General features: G+C 50.9%; 18 protein-coding genes and 1 pseudogene. 7 read left to right on the top strand and 12 right to left on the bottom strand.

The genetic code is table 11. From position 1 onward, the window contains the following. Nucleotides 1–16: 16 nt before the first annotated feature. Nucleotides 17–1,621, bottom strand: coding sequence for a DUF6119 family protein (locus tag AC54XV_RS26000; protein ID WP_240892918.1), 1,605 nt, complete (start codon nt 1,619–1,621; stop codon nt 17–19). Nucleotides 1,622–1,863: 242 nt separating this feature from the next. Between AC54XV_RS26000 and AC54XV_RS25995 the strand changes: the two genes are divergently transcribed. The 3 genes from AC54XV_RS25995 (at nt 1,864) to AC54XV_RS25985 (ending at nt 3,850) form a co-directional block, all read left to right on the top strand. Continuing rightward, complete coding sequence (locus AC54XV_RS25995) at nt 1,864–2,466, top strand: hypothetical protein (RefSeq protein WP_496717465.1); 603 nt, start codon at nt 1,864–1,866, stop codon at nt 2,464–2,466. Between the two features lie 199 nt (nt 2,467–2,665). Next, complete coding sequence (locus tag AC54XV_RS25990) at nt 2,666–3,298, top strand: hypothetical protein (RefSeq protein ID WP_240892920.1); 633 nt, start codon at nt 2,666–2,668, stop codon at nt 3,296–3,298. A gap of 189 nt (nt 3,299–3,487) precedes the next feature. Continuing rightward, entirely contained in the window at nt 3,488–3,850 is a 363-nt protein-coding gene (locus tag AC54XV_RS25985; protein WP_240892921.1) for a hypothetical protein, read from the top strand. Nucleotides 3,851–4,707: 857 nt separating this feature from the next. Here AC54XV_RS25985 and AC54XV_RS25980 read toward each other — a convergent pair. The 4 genes and pseudogenes from AC54XV_RS25980 to AC54XV_RS25965 all read right to left on the bottom strand — a co-directional run. After that, a pseudogene (locus AC54XV_RS25980) lies at nt 4,708–5,025 on the bottom strand (integrase domain-containing protein); the annotation flags it as partial. Between the two features lie 701 nt (nt 5,026–5,726). Then, nucleotides 5,727–6,635: an ImmA/IrrE family metallo-endopeptidase gene (locus AC54XV_RS25975; RefSeq protein ID WP_240892922.1), complete on the bottom strand. Its 909-nt coding sequence runs from the start codon at nt 6,633–6,635 to the stop codon at nt 5,727–5,729. Nucleotides 6,636–6,652: 17 nt separating this feature from the next. Then, nucleotides 6,653–6,964, bottom strand: a complete 312-nt coding sequence (locus AC54XV_RS25970; RefSeq protein ID WP_104684650.1) for a hypothetical protein — start codon at nt 6,962–6,964, stop codon at nt 6,653–6,655. 9 nt (nt 6,965–6,973) lie between these two features. Then, nucleotides 6,974–7,168, bottom strand: a complete 195-nt coding sequence (locus AC54XV_RS25965) for a colicin E3/pyocin S6 family cytotoxin (protein ID WP_231992749.1) — start codon at nt 7,166–7,168, stop codon at nt 6,974–6,976. A gap of 557 nt (nt 7,169–7,725) precedes the next feature. Here AC54XV_RS25965 and AC54XV_RS25960 point away from each other — a divergent pair. From AC54XV_RS25960 to AC54XV_RS25945, 4 genes are all read left to right on the top strand, one after another. Next, nucleotides 7,726–7,992: a hypothetical protein gene (locus tag AC54XV_RS25960; RefSeq protein ID WP_129450490.1), complete on the top strand. Its 267-nt coding sequence runs from the start codon at nt 7,726–7,728 to the stop codon at nt 7,990–7,992. Beyond that, nucleotides 7,992–8,198 carry a hypothetical protein gene (locus AC54XV_RS25955; RefSeq protein ID WP_129450487.1) on the top strand — a complete coding sequence of 69 codons (207 nt, stop codon included), beginning with the start codon at nt 7,992–7,994 and terminating at the stop codon, nt 8,196–8,198. The genes AC54XV_RS25960 and AC54XV_RS25955 overlap by 1 nt, the downstream gene beginning before the upstream one ends. Before the next feature lie 79 nt (nt 8,199–8,277). Further along, nucleotides 8,278–8,490 (top strand): hypothetical protein, encoded by a 213-nt coding sequence (locus AC54XV_RS25950; RefSeq protein WP_129450484.1) that lies wholly within the window; start codon nt 8,278–8,280, stop codon nt 8,488–8,490. A gap of 121 nt (nt 8,491–8,611) precedes the next feature. Beyond that, a complete protein-coding gene (locus AC54XV_RS25945) occupies nt 8,612–9,184 on the top strand; it encodes a YjaZ family protein (RefSeq protein ID WP_129450482.1) in 573 nt (190 codons plus the stop codon). Between the two features lie 245 nt (nt 9,185–9,429). Here the strand turns inward: AC54XV_RS25945 and AC54XV_RS25940 are convergent, their stop codons facing one another. The 7 genes from AC54XV_RS25940 to AC54XV_RS25910 all read right to left on the bottom strand — a co-directional run bounded on the left by AC54XV_RS25940 (nt 9,430) and on the right by AC54XV_RS25910 (nt 14,730). Next, nucleotides 9,430–9,609 carry a hypothetical protein gene (locus AC54XV_RS25940; RefSeq protein ID WP_129450480.1) on the bottom strand — a complete coding sequence of 60 codons (180 nt, stop codon included), beginning with the start codon at nt 9,607–9,609 and terminating at the stop codon, nt 9,430–9,432. A 112-nt stretch (nt 9,610–9,721) separates the two neighbouring features. Beyond that, nucleotides 9,722–10,870, bottom strand: a complete 1,149-nt coding sequence (locus tag AC54XV_RS25935; protein WP_129450478.1) for a site-specific integrase — start codon at nt 10,868–10,870, stop codon at nt 9,722–9,724. After that, nucleotides 10,867–11,079 (bottom strand): hypothetical protein, encoded by a 213-nt coding sequence (locus tag AC54XV_RS25930; protein ID WP_004407165.1) that lies wholly within the window; start codon nt 11,077–11,079, stop codon nt 10,867–10,869. The genes AC54XV_RS25935 and AC54XV_RS25930 overlap by 4 nt, the downstream gene beginning before the upstream one ends. A 76-nt stretch (nt 11,080–11,155) precedes the next feature. Continuing rightward, nucleotides 11,156–11,389 carry a hypothetical protein gene (locus AC54XV_RS25925; RefSeq protein WP_060408857.1) on the bottom strand — a complete coding sequence of 78 codons (234 nt, stop codon included), beginning with the start codon at nt 11,387–11,389 and terminating at the stop codon, nt 11,156–11,158. Nucleotides 11,390–11,473: 84 nt separating this feature from the next. Then, entirely contained in the window at nt 11,474–11,776 is a 303-nt protein-coding gene (locus AC54XV_RS25920; RefSeq protein WP_129450476.1) for a hypothetical protein, read from the bottom strand. A 24-nt stretch (nt 11,777–11,800) separates the two neighbouring features. Continuing rightward, a complete protein-coding gene (locus AC54XV_RS25915) occupies nt 11,801–14,494 on the bottom strand; it encodes a toprim domain-containing protein (RefSeq protein ID WP_129450474.1) in 2,694 nt (897 codons plus the stop codon). Then, a complete protein-coding gene (locus tag AC54XV_RS25910; protein ID WP_010204980.1) occupies nt 14,491–14,730 on the bottom strand; it encodes a hypothetical protein in 240 nt (79 codons plus the stop codon). Before AC54XV_RS25910 ends, AC54XV_RS25915 begins: the two co-directional genes overlap by 4 nt. Between the last annotated feature and the right edge of the window lie 61 nt (nt 14,731–14,791).

Genomic DNA, 14,791 nt, shown 5'->3' with positions numbered 1-14,791 from the left:
AACTCCGTGAAAGCGTTCATGGTCTTTCTATTTTTACGGCGGCTGATATTTTCACAGAGTAACCTCGCTGGGAAAGACTATCATATGCCCTAACAAGGTTTACTTTACTGAAGAAGGGCAAATTGCTTTTCACTGTTGCGGCATCGTCGCCCAATATCAGAAAAACCACTTCATATCCTGCGCTTCGAAAGTTATCGAGTGGAATGATTTCGCGTGCAGCGTTACTGAAAGTACCCAATACCTTTCTGGCTGATTTTCTAAATTCTCGGTCTCCGAGCAATATCTCTGCGGCGACGCTCCCTTGTGCGAAAAGATGGCTTAGTCCAGCAGATCCCCCTTTGCGATGTTTGACGTGTATGAATTGCTTCTCAGTTGAAAGAAGATCGCACAATTCAACTGAACTAGTCGATTTGTTACTTTTGATCAGTCTCTTGTCTAATAGGTGATATCCGTGCAGCTGAGAGGCCCTAATATTGTAATCACCTTCAGCCTCTATTTTCGCCTTCTCACCTTCTTGCCACACGTAGACCCCTGGAAATTGAAGTTCAGAAACACCTATATCCGCTAAGCTAGAATTGATTCTCCCTATGAATGAATTGTCAATTTCATACCAGGTTCCTCCAAATATTATGTTGGTTTTTTTTGCGTTTACTATTTCATAATAGATGCATTTGTATATAGAGTGATCAAATTCGTTATCATGTATGTCGAAAACATACAAATGATCTCTTTTGACTAACTCGATAGATAGCTTTGTATTGTCAATCGTCGAAAGGTATTTTTCCGATGATACAGTCGGTGATCGATCACTTTTGGCTCGAGTAAAGCTGAAGCCAGTTATCGAGTCCCATTTCTCTATTTCTGGTAGTGTTATAACTATACCGGAATCACGGTTTTTAATTGCTTCAAGCAGAATCTGGTCTAGCTGGTCTATGTGTGATTTTTCCCTGATTCTTCTGACGTTGTCTACCCATAGAAAGTCTGTTTTATAATCATCTTTTAGGTAATAAGTTTTTAAATTCTCAGTTATGATTGGTAAATCGCTGATCTCCATTTCAATACCAAATGAAAACATTGCGTCACCGCCAGATATATTTTTGAAATCTATACCTGGTTTAGGTGTTCCAGTCACAGCTCTCAATATATCTCTAGATATATCAATGCCAAACACACTTATTTCTGAGTCGCGTGCGGCCTGTGATCTTTTTTGAACCGGTTGGTCTTCTAATGTATGAATGTCTACGCTTCTTAAGCTTTCGTGATTAAGAGTATTTAAAGCGGTTTTTAGCCCGAAGTCTTGGGCGAAGTTCGCAAGGTTTACTAGGTGGCGTCCGTAACCAAAAGTTATGGCGAATATGTCGGTATCTGTTTTTATGAATAATACCGCAGAGCTAGATTTGTTTCCGATCTGTATTACGTTGGTTCCGGTAATTGTGTCAACCAACTCGCCCCAATTCGGCCTTTTTTCAACTGTGCGTTTTACATATAAAACTCCTTCCAAGCCAAAATCTGCATCGAGTTCATATGGGACTACGTCCTTATCCGAAACTAGTAGGTCCGAGAAACCATTGATCACAGTATCTGGTTTCATCATGAATACATTTAAGTGACGATATTTCATTCCTGGTATTCTCCCTTCCCTAGGTGATATCTCGTGCGTGGCATAACGCTACTCCACCGCTCTGGATATTGCTATAGTTAAAAGAACTTAGCAATTTTTTTGGGAGGCCGAGTTTTTCAGTGTGGCGAATGTCTATGGTCGTTGATCGACGGTTTGCTAATGATAATTGCTCGCATCCGGTGGTGCTGGATTTTTCGATTGGTCACGCCGCAGTGTTCGACATTACGTATTAAGGGAAAAAGATGAATCAGCCAGACGTTGCACTAATATATGAAGAGGGCATGCCAAGTGAATTGTATGTTGATTTCGAGAAGGCATTGCACAACCCAAATATCCGTATAGCGCTTGAGTCTAGGCCCCCTAGTGGACCTCAAGCATGTCTTGAGTGGTTTATTTTTCCAATTGTCGCGGCTTATATAGCACAATCTTACTTTAAGGCACTTTTTGGCGAGATGGGTAAGGATCATTACTTGCTTCTGAAGGAAAAACTTTCCGAAACAGCAGGCAAGGTGATGTCGCAACCTAAAATAGAGCCAGTCCTCTTAGGATCAGCAGGTAAGCTGAATACGAAAAATCCATACTCCCTCGCTTTCTCCATATATGCGGAAGCAAATGATGGCAAAAAATTCAAACTACTTCTCCCAAAGAAATTGTCAGTAAAAAACGACTATAACGAAATAGTTGATATTTTTTTGGATTTCCTAGCTGAGTATCATGCAGGAATAAAGCAGCTTGACGAGATTGGTTTTGACTCTAATGTCAATCCGCCGAGTGGATTTATATTTGTTCGCGTTGATCCAATCACTAAGAGCATCGAATGGCTAGATCACAGACGTAATGGATAATGCAGGGAAGGCGAGCCTGCAAAAAATCGGACATAGTCAAAAATGTCTTCGAACTTCAAATGGGCGAGTTTATTCTTGCGATTGCGATTGCGATTGCGATTGCGATGGCAAGGATTAGACCTTTTAAAGGTTTGGCAATCTTCCATGGAATTGTTTTTTAAAAGTTTATGCACGCAATTTTTTATCGGAGTAGTTCGATATGTTTGAGATATTTAACTCTTTAATCGCTCAAGTTGGTGGTACGGCAATCGTCGTTATCGGACTTTCGGCTTGGCTGGGTAGTATTTGGAAGGGGCGCATCAGCTTGAGAGAGAAGGCGACTTTTGAGGTTCTTATAGAGAAACTCAAATCAGAGCACTCTCGCCAGACACAGAATCTGGAAAGCGCATTGCAAACCGAGCGTCACTTGGTTCAATTGCGGCATGCAAATTTGATCGAAAAAAGAGCTGTATTTATAGATGAAAGCTACAAGCTTCTCGTTGATTTGCATGAGGCGATATATGAAACTATTCGACCCGATTATTTTGGAAGACAACGACCTTCAATCACGCAGGCATATGAATCGGCATTGCCCAAATTTGATGCCTTCGTTGAGTTTTATGAGAAAAATAAAATTTATTTTTCTAAGGCGACGTCAGAAAAAATTTCAGACTTCTATGTTTCGGCTGCTCAGACATTGGATCAGGCTAGAGTAGCTACGCGGTCAGGGGAGGCGCTGGGGCAGGGTGAGACACCTCACCTTCAAAAATTGTTCGAGAAAGTGAATTACGAAATGCATGAGACTCGGACGGCCATCGAACAGGAATTCAGACAACTAATGCACGTGCAATAAATAATATCTAATATTACATAGAGTTTTAATGTTTGGCTTAGACTCATGTCAGTCTTTTTACGACTCTACTGGTTGAAAGCTTCCGGCCAGAAATGTCAGTGTGTGACCGTTGGGCAGTCGCTAAATTTCGCAGTAATTTCAGATTTTAGAATCTCCAAATTATGCAGTATTACAATACAAGGGAAAGTCATGAATATTCAGCTTTGGCAAGCTATTGTTGTCCCACTAATTATCGCTTTTCTTACGCTGTCAATTACTTGGGTTAACAATTCAGCTAGCATTTCCCATCAGCGCACACAACGTTTGCGCGAACTGGTTCACTCGGGCTCATGGAGCACGGTGCATCCCATGGTTTTGGTAATGGATTTGCGTGAAGCGTTCGGAGTTAGATCCAATCTTGATGCGCGAGCTATACGTTTGGCTCTGGACTATCAGGATGGTGCATTTTCGGCCCTTAAGGGGTATTTATCTGCTCGTGATTTTGTATATGTGATCCGAAGATCAACGGTGTTTTCAACGATCTATAAAGCCAGGAGCCGTCCAAAGCTATAAGTTATGGTCAGTATATGTGTCGTTAATTGCACTGTTTGTATACGTCCTATTGGTCGCAATATCCGCTCATCTGTCAAAGATCGGTTATGTTCACGCATTTTTGTTATTGCCTATTGCCTTCCTATGCCCATTGGTTGGAATTAGATTGGCCTCCAGTTTGCATATAGCTAATCGCTTAATGAAATTGCCGCCTATACAATTATAATGAATATTGTTAGGTGAGCCAGTTTGTCATGTGACAACTTTTGCGACCGATCAGCCTGTGCCAGTTACTAAATATGCTCCAGAGTCTGCATAAGCATTAGTTTTTCGATACTCACTCAGGCTCTTTGCGATAATATTGAATTTGGCCGAAAGCTGCTGGTTACGATCGGCCACTTTTGGCTGATTCTGTTGAAACGTTGACCATTTTTTCGCAGCAGAAAAGTATACGCCCGAGATTGAAGTCTTTACTTTAGGCAGATGCCTCCAGACTCGGACTTCACGTAGCAATGTGCAAAAACGAAATTTCAACCAATCAATGGTCAAGCAGTTTTGGCAAACCAACTTTTTCAACAAAATCGGCCGATAGCTGACATTCACCTAATGCTTGAACTACCAGGATTTCCCCAAACGAAGAGTGAGCAAGTGGATGATCAGCAGATTGTACTAGCGCGTCGATTCAGCGTGCTGAGTCAGGTGGTGATTTGGGAACCAGTCGAGATACTTTTTGCTTCCAGGTCCATGGATTGTCATGGTCCCAGCGATTAGACATCGCCGTTTTTGAATGGCCTTCGATTGGCGTAGGTGATGCTCGCGTGTGGCATGCGACCCGGTCAGTACGCTTGCCAGGAACAGCTCCATATCGAATGGCTTGCTCATGCTCGTGCCCCGATATAAGCCATTACCAAGTCGATACGGCCGTGTCCGAGTTCATTGCTGATTTGTAAGCGTGCCTCTTGATCAAGGCGTGGATCGAGGCGCCAGCACCTGCCACCGCCACCGCCACCGTTGATAGGCACGAGATGATGGGTGATTTGCTCATAGCGCCCGCACGCATAGGCTGCCCGCAATTCGTGGAAGCTTTCGAGGTTGTGCGTATGGAGGATATCTCGGGCGGGGCGGACGTTCCCCTGCAATAAATCGAGGTAGCTTTCGTTCGATGCCAGCAGTGTGCGGCCACCATCAGTCGACACCAGTGTACAGACTGCTACCATCGATCACTGTGAGTTTTGACCGTGCCGTAATGCTTGCCGCCAAATAGATCGCGCAACGCTTGCTGCCCGGCCTAGCTCAATTGCCACCCATAGCCAAAGTTCTGCCTATCCCGTTTTCCTACCAGTACCATGATCAAACGCCTCTCGAAGCCAGCTCTTGAAACCCTCCCCACTTTATCCCGACAAGAATGTTGAGTGTTATCAGGAATCAAGGCCCCTGCGACCTGTGAGAGATGTCCACTGACGCGGGAGTGGCGGTTCTTTACGACCGGGAGCTTGGACATCTCATGATCTGGCCTTCTGAACACTTCCGGAGAAGTGGGCGGGTCTCGTCAGCACTGGCTGACGAGACGAACGCCGCGAGATTCTGAGTCAGGTGAAGGCAGTTAAGTGATGACAGGACGTGCCTGACTGTTAGTGAGTGAGGTGCAGTCCAATACATGGTGTGCGTCACCATCATCTACATCGCTATTGCTGGTGACTTCGGTGTTTGTCACACCGATTGCCACGGGGACGATTGTGGCAACGCCACGTTCTCTATGGGATGCCGTTTTGGTTTGAGCGCCCGTTTAGTTTCGGAGAGAGAAACGGGCAAATGGTTGGCGCCTGGAACTGAACGGACGGATAGATTGCTGCAGCGTAACCGGAGAGAACTACTTCAAGGCGGGATTTCGTTACTGTCAATGGCGAAGCTTCAACTCCCTGACCCGCTTGATGACGTATTGCTCGAACAAAGGATGATTCACTACTGGTTCGTATCGCTCGTAATTCGAAAACGCCCGATACACAGCACCGCAAATATCGTGCTCGCTTTGGGCTTTGTTTTTGTTACAAGCGCCTGCCAAGATAGCGCTGATGCTCTGAAGACTTCCTTGCATCCCGGTTTCTTTGAGTATGTCGCTATAAATTGCGCGCCAAGGTCGCGGGTCAATCTCTTTTATTTCACGGCCTACAAACCACCAGCTGACGAAGCGCTGGCCATCGATTTCGAACTCTTCATATCGGTTGTCCGCTATGAAGCAGCTCGGGCCAGCCAGCGCACCTGCTGAGAGTACCGAGGGCGCGGACGGTGATCGTTGTCCATTGAGCACGCGTAAATCGTTATCAACCTGTACGCAGATAATCGGCGTAGGTAGCGATTTGAATAATTTGTAGAACATCGCTTCTCTGGATGCACCTACGATGTCTTGTACCTTACGAAAGTAAGCCTCGACGGTGTCGGTGCTTTCAAACTGCTCAGTCAGCCAATCTGCAGGCATGAGCAATTCTGCTGCGAAGCGATTGGCTTCGGCTTCCATCTGCATGTAAGCAGCATCTGTCTGATGAGAATCCAGATGCGAAATAATGGTGCCGGTATGCCATGGGATGACAATGTGCCCAAGCTCATGAGCCAAAGTAAATTTGCGGCGAGTTGCCGGAGCGGATGCGTTGACCAATATTCGAGGTTTTTGCGCGCTGCCGATTCCGATGGTGATTCCATCAACTTCGTAGGGGAGGTCGAGGTAGTCGAGTTCGCCGTATTCGGTAGCGAGGGCGTTGAGATCAAATGGGGGAAGCAAATTCCGTCTGGCCAGCACGCGGCGCGCCATTTTTTCCTCTGGATACATTAGATCTTGCCAACGCTGCGCAGCCAGGCTTCCACTTTGGTTGCTTCGGCTACTGAGCCCGCGCGAGCGGCTATTTTAGATCTGTCCAGCGAGAGCTCTTGATCTAGAGAGGTGCCACGTTTTCTAGCAGCTAGCACGAAAGAAAGCACTGACGGGGTTGTTGCCCATATTTGGTATTCCTCCCAGCTCATGCCGAGATACTCGTGCAGTTCCATGTCTGCACCTTCGCGTCCTTCGTGCCAGTCCTCAACGAACTGCTCGATTTCCTCTTCCAGCACGCTGCCTTCCAGGCATAGTTCGACAAAACTCATGTGAACCTCTCAGTTCGGTTTGATCCGTCGTCCGCGGACCGGGGGCTTCAGCGTAATGCCAGTATCAGGGCAGACCGATCCCAAATGAAAGCCACGCCGGTCAAAGACCTCAAATTCACCGTGGAGCGAGTCCCATGAATAGTATCGCTGCGCTTCGGCATCAACATAGTACTTACGGCCGCCCTCTACAAACGCCACGGTCATGCCGCTAACGATAGAGGGGTTAGGCCTAGGTTTGCCGCCCATCCAGCATTCCTTATCCATAGATGAAGTCAGCATCACTGCCGTTGAGGGGCGAAATTCTACAGTAGTTGGTCTTATGGATCCGACCAGTGCTCTGCCCAAATAGTATCAAGCCGTGCCAGGTCAGCGTCCAAGATCGCAAAACGAAAAAACCCGCCAAAAGGCGGGTTTTTCGGAGATTTCAAAGGCTGTGAAAGCCACCTTTGGAACCTTATATGGTGCCGGCACCAGGAGTCGAACCCGGGACCTACTGATTACAAGGAAGCTGCTTTTAACATACAGATCATAGGGTTACAGATATTCTTGTTACGTGGCGTATACCTGAAACGTCTGAAATACAGCAGCCGATTAGCCTTTGTTACGTGGGCGAAAGCGTTATTTTTACGTGGGTTCGCGCTTTTCGTCATCGAAGATTGTCGCTGCCATCACGATGGCTCTTGCCCTACCCGCCCATGCAATGTTTCCAGTCATTGAGGGTCTGTGCTAACAATAAGCCACCACTACAAGGAGCGTGACTGATGGCAGATTTTTTGATTGGCGATGTTAAGCAGGTTAGAGAGCTTGTTACCGACCGTGAAGTTAACCGGCATCTTAAAGACGGCTGGGTATTGCTGCTGGTCAGGGCCGGATTGGCTCATGATCGCAACCCAGAGACGGGGGAGTGGGAAAGTTTGCCTACTACTAGCTATGTGATCGGTTGGTTGGGTGAGGGTGAGCCGAAGACTACAGACCAGTATGAGGCTGAGCGGCCAACGCTCGGGCAATTTGACGAGGGGGACTTTTAATGCTGCTACATGAGGTAAGAGCATTGCAGGAAGCGCCCAGTGCGCAGCACGCGGAAGATCTGATAAAGGCAGGATGGACACTGGTAGCCATCGTGCCAGGCGAACGCTATGAAAGCGGGCAGAAGGCACAAGGGCCTATCTATGTTCTGGCGAAAGCAGCGCCGGAATCTGAACCCGCGAAAAATATCAATTTCAGTTGGGTCTAAAGCGCTTCGAATAACGCAAAGAAAAGGAACCCCAGCCGTGCCATCGTAGGACGGCCACTTGCAAGGACAAGGAGAATCTATGCAGCATGTCGATATAAAAGAGATTTACGAATCGTTCACTGAGCACGACGTCAATCTGCATCTGGATCTTGGTTGGGTGATCGTGGCGGTTACCAGTGGTGATCGTTACACCCCGGCCGGAGCGAAAGAAATAGGTCCGATCTACGTGCTGGGCTTGCCGCGTTCGGTGGCCGAGGCGGATGACGAACCGCCCATGCCTATGCTTGGGTAAGCCGCGCTACCGATAAAGAGATATTGGTTAAATGGGCAGTCCATGGGAAACCCTGGCTGTCCACAACGGTGCGGATTTTTTCAGGTAAAGTGGCCGTTTAGCCGCTGCTCGAGGACTGAGCTTGACCAAATTTCAAGTCGATTCCATCCAACGATGGGATTCGTTCGAGCACGATGGCGTAACCTACGAGCTCGGGCACCTGACGTGCCACGAAGTCGAGTTCCAAGGCGACAAGATTACGCCAAAATTTGTCGTCACTTATGGGCTGCATTGCTTTACTGACGATGAAAGTGAGTACAGCATTCCCTTCAAATACCCCGATGGTCGCCATGAACGACGGGTATGTCTTGAGCGCTACGAGGCTTCGAAAAAGCTCAGGGGGATTTTAGAAAGGCTTGATCAGGGCGCGACCATCTATCAAACCAAAGACGAACGTTTCTTCACCTTTGAAATGCTTAACAGCGCCACCGGAAAGCTTGAGTCCTACAAGATATGTCTGGCATTTTTTCACGAGCACCGGCTGTTGAGGATGCATGTCACCAGTGCATTTTTTGCCCGGAAGGGCGAAGGCATTGATTTTCCGGTCAGCAAGAAGGGCTACAACATCTTCAAGGTAGCATCGGATACCCGGATGAAACCCAAGGGCCACTCTTACCCTAAGGAAGTGCGGAACCGATGTCAGAAAAAAAAGTGAAGGTCCGGAAACGGCGAATCCCACTCTAGGTGGGATTCTCAGCTACCGTCTTGCGCGCATTACGGTAGGGCAGGTCGCTGTTGCCTCGTCATGGACGAACTGCCTCTCGGCAGTAGCGGGGTGCGATCCGAAGATCCCTGTAACCACCCTGGTTACACTCGAGTGAATCACTATAGTGCGTGACTATAGTAGTTAGAAGTTGACACGTATGTCAATCATCGTGTCACACCGCACGTCACCTGGAATCACCCTTTATCATCCTGCAGTCCTCGTTCAATTCTGGCCTTTACCTTGGCCATTTCGCCTTGAAAAGTGGTCCGCATGTCCGGTTCGTACAGCTCCAAAAAAGCCTCCTGAGCATTGAGCAGATGCTCGATTTTTCGCTGCTGCTCATCCTCACGGCGTTTTTTCCAAAAATTCAGCATCTGCACTACCTCGTCAAGTGTGAGGGTGCAGCATAAGCCCTGCGCGGATGTCGTTTTTGAGTGGGTTTGCATGTCAGAACCGAAGACGGTTTACAGTTAATGTGAAAACTCGCTACGTCCGAGAAGCGTTGACCAGCGGTACGCTGAGATCGTAGACATCCATCATTGCTCCGTCCCGATGACCGCTGGCCTCCTGTTTATCCGCCCTATTGCCCGCCGTGTCGGTGATACCACGCCGCTTAAGGTCATGCAGGCCAAACCGCTGCTCGACCGTTATGGTGCCGTCCTCAATGGCCGAGGTGATGAATCGTTGCCATGCCGTATCCAGACTGGATTTGCGCAAAGCACCGCCATGACTGGCCACGATGATGTAACGCCGGTCGGGACGAATCGGAACGACCGTTGATTTGCTGGCCCACACTTTGGCCCGGTAGGCCTTCGCTCCCTCCCAGGCGGCGCGTAGGCGTGGCGTCCAGCGGACAATGTTGTCCCGGCTGCCCTTGCGCCGGTTGGTCATGACGCCTTCGGCCAGCTCGTGGGCGTCGGTCAGGGTGATGGTCTCAATGCCCCGCAAGCGGCACAGGTAACCGATCTCCATCACGTAGCTCAGGTACTCCGGACAGCCACCTTTCTCGTTCCTGGCCAAGCGGCCAAATGCCAGCGCACGGTCGACCAGCACCTCCATGACTTGGTGTTCAGGCAAACGCCGGCGTTTGCGCTCCACCGGCGCTTCAATGCCCTGCGCCGGATTGCTGTCGAGGTAACCCCGGTTGCGACCCCACTGCAGTACCCGGCGCAGGTAGCGCAGGACATGCGCCGCTTTAGACGGCGTGCCCTCGTCCGCCAGGCGATCGACAATCCGCTGGATCAGTGCCGCCGTGAATTTCTTCACCAGCAGTTCCCCCAACGGTTTGCCCAGCCGGGTCGGTATGCCAAGCAAGACGTCTCGCGAATAGCAGTAGTCGCTGTGAGTCTTGAGGCTGAGTTTCTTGTAACGATCGCTCAGATGAAACTGCGCGCAGACGTAACGCAGTGTGCCTTTATCGACCCCCGAGGTTTGCTCCATGATCTGGTGCAAATCGGCCAGGCTCACGTCAGCAGGTGCCACATTGCGCCGGCGCTGTTTGCCGGTCTCGTCGTAATGCAGCGTGTACCAGACGCCGGCGTTGCGATGATCAAAATAGATGGCCGCTGGAAGAGCGGCCTGGTCGATGTGCGGGGGGATGTGCGGATTGTGCTTCCGCCTACGCGCTTTCCTCATAGAATATCGGTGCCATAACTCTCTGAGGTTACAGGCTCTATGCCCGCAGCATGGTGGATGAGGTCCAACGTCGTCCACGGACCAGTGCGCCCCCGGAACATGCGGATCCCCTGAGTGATCAGCGAGCGTTCGACGTCGGAGCGGCGTTGGTAGCCGGTGATGCGCTGCAGGTCCTCAAAAGTGAGAACGTTGCTTGTTTGGGAGTTCATGATTGCTCTCTATCTCAAGCAGCAATCAGGGCAGTGTAACGTCCCGCCCTGATGCTCAAAGCCAGAACCTGACGGCTCAATTACTGGGGGAGGGGATGTCGAGAATGCTGGCCAGAACGCGCATGTCGTTGGCGCTCAGACCACCTTGGGTCGTGGCCTGTGTGGCCAGGCTTTCAAGTCGCCCGCGAGCGTGCGGAGTCTTGTGCACCTGGTAACTGATCAATGCTGCGCCGATCAGGGCGATAGTCAGCAGGTTTTGGGATGGTGTGCTAGCCTTTGGATCGCTGCTGCTTGGGTGTTCCGTCTTCATCACCGTACTCCTAGTAGTGGTTGGTACTGGGGAGCTGCAACTCCTCAGTACCGTTCTTTTGCTGACATCGTTGCCGTCAGTTTCTTATGGCTGCAGTCCTGCCCTGCGCACCAGGTGAATCACCAAGTCTTCCAGATCGACCAGATCTTCCGTCTCTGATTGCCATTCCAGCACCGCCTGGATCTGATCCTGGCTGCATTCCATTACTAAAAGCTCCTGCTTTGTGGTGCTCCGAACTTCCAGAATCTCTACCAGGCCAGCAGTGCTGTATGCCTCGGCATGTACAAGTTGGTTTGCTTCGCCGATCCAATCGTGCAGTTCTTTCAAATGCTTGAGCTGCTTCGTAGCACCTTGGCAACCTTCGCCCGTGATGACTTGAATGTGCATGTGTGTTCCTCCTCGTGCTAGTGATCAAGCGGCCTGAAAAATCCAGCACCGCACGGTTTTCGGCTTATCGGCGGCGTCGATATCCCAGGACGAACACACGTTGCGGTTTGTCTCGATGAACTTCGGGCACTTGCTGGTTTTTAGGTGACGTTTGAGTTCGGCCAGATCCGGGACCTTCTGCCGCTTGTTCGCCGCAGCTTCGGCAAAGTCGTTCAGGTTCACCGCAATCAGCCCCTCATTACGAGAGTGGTTCAACGCACCAGCGTGGCTGTTCAGGTACTCGTAAAGCTCCCAGAACTCAACGACCATCGGGTGATCAGCGTTGATTGCCAGTTGTCGCTCTTTGGCCATGCTTTGAACCTCGGCATGGGCTGCGTCAACCTGGTGTTGCTGCAGTGGCACGACATGTACCAGGGCGTCGACCAGCGCATGCAACTGGGCGTGGTTCTTGGCAATACGCACTGTGCGGATCTCGGGCAACTGCAGCAGCCGCTGTTCATAGAGCGGCACACTCGCTTTCACGGTCTGCATCACTTGCGCTTCCCGGGTTGTTGCCATCACCAGAAAGCCACTCACCTTGTCGACTGGCATCTGCTCGAGCTCTTCCACCAGCAGTTTGGTTTTGGCTGTCTGGCCGTCCTTTGTCATGCCGACGTGGGCTATACGCTGCAGAATGGGCTCCGAGGCGTTCACAGCATGGTTTTGGGCGAACACAAAAGCACCGCGAAACGGCGGCTCCCGCGTGTCGTTGCCGTTGTTCTTGACCCCGGTCGACCGGACGCTACGGCCGTTGTAAGCGGTTTTCAGCTCGTCCCAGTCGTACTGCTTAGTCGCGCTGCCATCGGTCTTTTCCCGTTCGGATTCGATCAGCACGACCGGCAGGTTGCCGACCTGCGCGAAGTTACGGGCGCGGGCAACCGGTGTGCCCTTGGATGGGTCAAAGCCTTCGTAGTCGAGGCGACCAAGCAGCTTCCACAGAAACTCGATCAGCGTGGACTTACCCGCACCGGCTTCGCCAACGACCTCAAGAAACAGATAGCTCTTCTGGTGTTGCCGGATCTGTTCCGCGAACAATGCTCCAAGCCAGTACGCCAGAACGACGATTCCTTTGGCCCCAAAGCACTGCCACAGAATGTCGAGCCAGCGCGTTGTGAACTTGTTCAGATCGGTGTTGATGTTCAGCGTGACGGACTGACTGAGCGTTTTAATGCTCAGTTTCTCCATGTCGAAAAAGTCTTCCTCGTTCAGTTTGTAAACCTTGCCGTCGCGCACGGCCACGTCGCCGTAAACGTAGGCACCGTGTTCGCGGGTGTAGCCGGTGAAGTCGATTGTCTGCACGGTCTTGAGCGCGTTTGTCTGCTCCTCAATGAACGCGTCCAGTTGCTGCGTGGTGCCGGTGAACATCCCACCGGGTGCGATCCCGAGCAGTCGTTTCTTGAACTCGGCGGACGAGGCGATCTGCGAGCTGGTAAAGGTGTTCTTGATCGGCGCGGCGTCGTGGGCAAACGTGATCCGGAAGTAGTACCAGGACTCGTCGGTTAGCTTGTTCTCCTGGTAGTACAGCGCCTTGGGGTTGCAGGTGGCGATTCGCTGAATCGCGCCACATTGCTGCATGGCTTTGGCTCGACGTTGCTTGTCGTTCAGTAACTGATCGTCCTGATGCTCGCTGTCCTCGAGGTCTTGCATGGCCCGGTTGAATTTCTCCAGGTCGAGCTTGAACCAGTAGAGGCGGTTACCGAACTCAAGGTGGAATTCACTACGGCGTTTCCAGTCGAAAAGCACCAACGCCTTTTCCGTTGCGTTGTCGGCGATCAAGAGGGCGCCGTGGTGTCTGGCAACAGTCAGGTCCTTCTGGGTCTGCTCGGTCCGTTTGTCATCCTCGTCTATAGCCCACCAACGCTGATGCAGATCGTTCCAGTCGACCTTGCGACCGTCACGCTGGGGGATCTGGGCCGCCTCGCAGACAAAGCCCAGTTCCCGCGCCTGGCGGACCCAGCGCTTGGTGTACGCGTGTGCGCCTGGCTCGTTGTCCAATGCCCACACTAGCTTCGGTAATTTGCCTTCACGGTCTTTGGCGAGGCGCTTCAATGACTCGTCAGGAAATGCATTGGACGACATAGCGGATACTGCTGCCACGCCGTGATGCACAAGCGCGATGGCATCAAAGATCCCCTCGACAATCCACAGCTCTTTGACCTCCAGCAGCTCGACACACGGGGGGCACCACCACACGCCTTTGTAGCTTTCGCCTGGTTTGAAGCGAGCCTTCATTTTCCCGAACCGGGCAGGGCGGTCAATCAACCGCTCCCAGTAGCCACCTTTCTCTAGTGCGAAACGCACTGTGGCGCTGCCGGCATCATGTTGTGACGAGAAGAAAGTGTCTTGAGTAAACCAGCCGGTGATCAACGACATGTCGAAGCTGCGGGCAAATTCCATGTAGGCGCGAGCAGTTGCGGTAGGGGCGTTATCGGTCGCGGGTGCGCGCTTGCTCCAATCCTCAAACAGGTCGTCGTAAATCTCTTTGACGTGCAGCGTGTGTCCACACTTCTCCTGCCGGCCGCAAATCAACTGCCACGGGCTGTCAAAGCGGGTGTAAAGCTCCTTTTTGTTGCACTTTGGGCAGGTGCCGCCGCGCATATAGTTGGTTGATTTGCGGAGCTTCAATCCGTAGTCGGACTGAATGCGCTGCAGAACGTCGTGGCGTAGATCGTCTCTCATGAATGCTTCACTGCTTTGAGGCTTTGGCTCAGGGCTGCCATAAGGCGTTTTTGCGCTGCCATAACAGGGACGTGGGCGAGAATTGCGCCATGGCGTTGGCCGTCCGCTACAAAGCGGTATTGATCGTCGTACCAGTATTCATTGAGACTCAGGCGGTACTGTTCACGCAGTGCTTCAAGCAGTGCTTGAGCCTCTGCCTGGGGCAGTTGAGCGGTGACGATCACGGCGTTGGCCATCGTTAAACCTCGAATTTGGGCGCAGCTCACCCATACCCACTGGAGTGGGGCAGGCAATGTT

It is taken from the genome of Pseudomonas fragariae (ex Marin et al. 2024) (genome assembly GCF_059621105.1).
Note: the sequence above shows the minus strand (reverse complement) of the source record. Positions and strands in the feature narration are given on the sequence as shown.

Excerpts from the sequence above, each read along its gene's own strand:
- AC54XV_RS26000 (WP_240892918.1), bottom strand. The coding sequence starts at position 1,621 with ATGAAATATCGTCACTTAAATGTATTCATGATGAAACCAGATACTGTG.
- AC54XV_RS25995 (WP_496717465.1), top strand. The coding sequence starts at position 1,864 with ATGAATCAGCCAGACGTTGCACTAATATATGAAGAGGGCATGCCAAGT.
- AC54XV_RS25990 (WP_240892920.1), top strand. The coding sequence starts at position 2,666 with ATGTTTGAGATATTTAACTCTTTAATCGCTCAAGTTGGTGGTACGGCA.
- AC54XV_RS25985 (WP_240892921.1), top strand. The coding sequence starts at position 3,488 with ATGAATATTCAGCTTTGGCAAGCTATTGTTGTCCCACTAATTATCGCT.
- AC54XV_RS25975 (WP_240892922.1), bottom strand. The coding sequence starts at position 6,635 with ATGGCGCGCCGCGTGCTGGCCAGACGGAATTTGCTTCCCCCATTTGAT.
- AC54XV_RS25970 (WP_104684650.1), bottom strand. The coding sequence starts at position 6,964 with ATGAGTTTTGTCGAACTATGCCTGGAAGGCAGCGTGCTGGAAGAGGAA.
- AC54XV_RS25965 (WP_231992749.1), bottom strand. The coding sequence starts at position 7,168 with ATGACCGTGGCGTTTGTAGAGGGCGGCCGTAAGTACTATGTTGATGCC.
- AC54XV_RS25960 (WP_129450490.1), top strand. The coding sequence starts at position 7,726 with ATGGCAGATTTTTTGATTGGCGATGTTAAGCAGGTTAGAGAGCTTGTT.
- AC54XV_RS25955 (WP_129450487.1), top strand. The coding sequence starts at position 7,992 with ATGCTGCTACATGAGGTAAGAGCATTGCAGGAAGCGCCCAGTGCGCAG.
- AC54XV_RS25950 (WP_129450484.1), top strand. The coding sequence starts at position 8,278 with ATGCAGCATGTCGATATAAAAGAGATTTACGAATCGTTCACTGAGCAC.
- AC54XV_RS25940 (WP_129450480.1), bottom strand. The coding sequence starts at position 9,609 with ATGCTGAATTTTTGGAAAAAACGCCGTGAGGATGAGCAGCAGCGAAAA.
- AC54XV_RS25935 (WP_129450478.1), bottom strand. The coding sequence starts at position 10,870 with ATGAGGAAAGCGCGTAGGCGGAAGCACAATCCGCACATCCCCCCGCAC.
- AC54XV_RS25930 (WP_004407165.1), bottom strand. The coding sequence starts at position 11,079 with ATGAACTCCCAAACAAGCAACGTTCTCACTTTTGAGGACCTGCAGCGC.
- AC54XV_RS25925 (WP_060408857.1), bottom strand. The coding sequence starts at position 11,389 with ATGAAGACGGAACACCCAAGCAGCAGCGATCCAAAGGCTAGCACACCA.
- AC54XV_RS25920 (WP_129450476.1), bottom strand. The coding sequence starts at position 11,776 with ATGCACATTCAAGTCATCACGGGCGAAGGTTGCCAAGGTGCTACGAAG.
- AC54XV_RS25915 (WP_129450474.1), bottom strand. The coding sequence starts at position 14,494 with ATGAGAGACGATCTACGCCACGACGTTCTGCAGCGCATTCAGTCCGAC.
- AC54XV_RS25910 (WP_010204980.1), bottom strand. The coding sequence starts at position 14,730 with ATGGCCAACGCCGTGATCGTCACCGCTCAACTGCCCCAGGCAGAGGCT.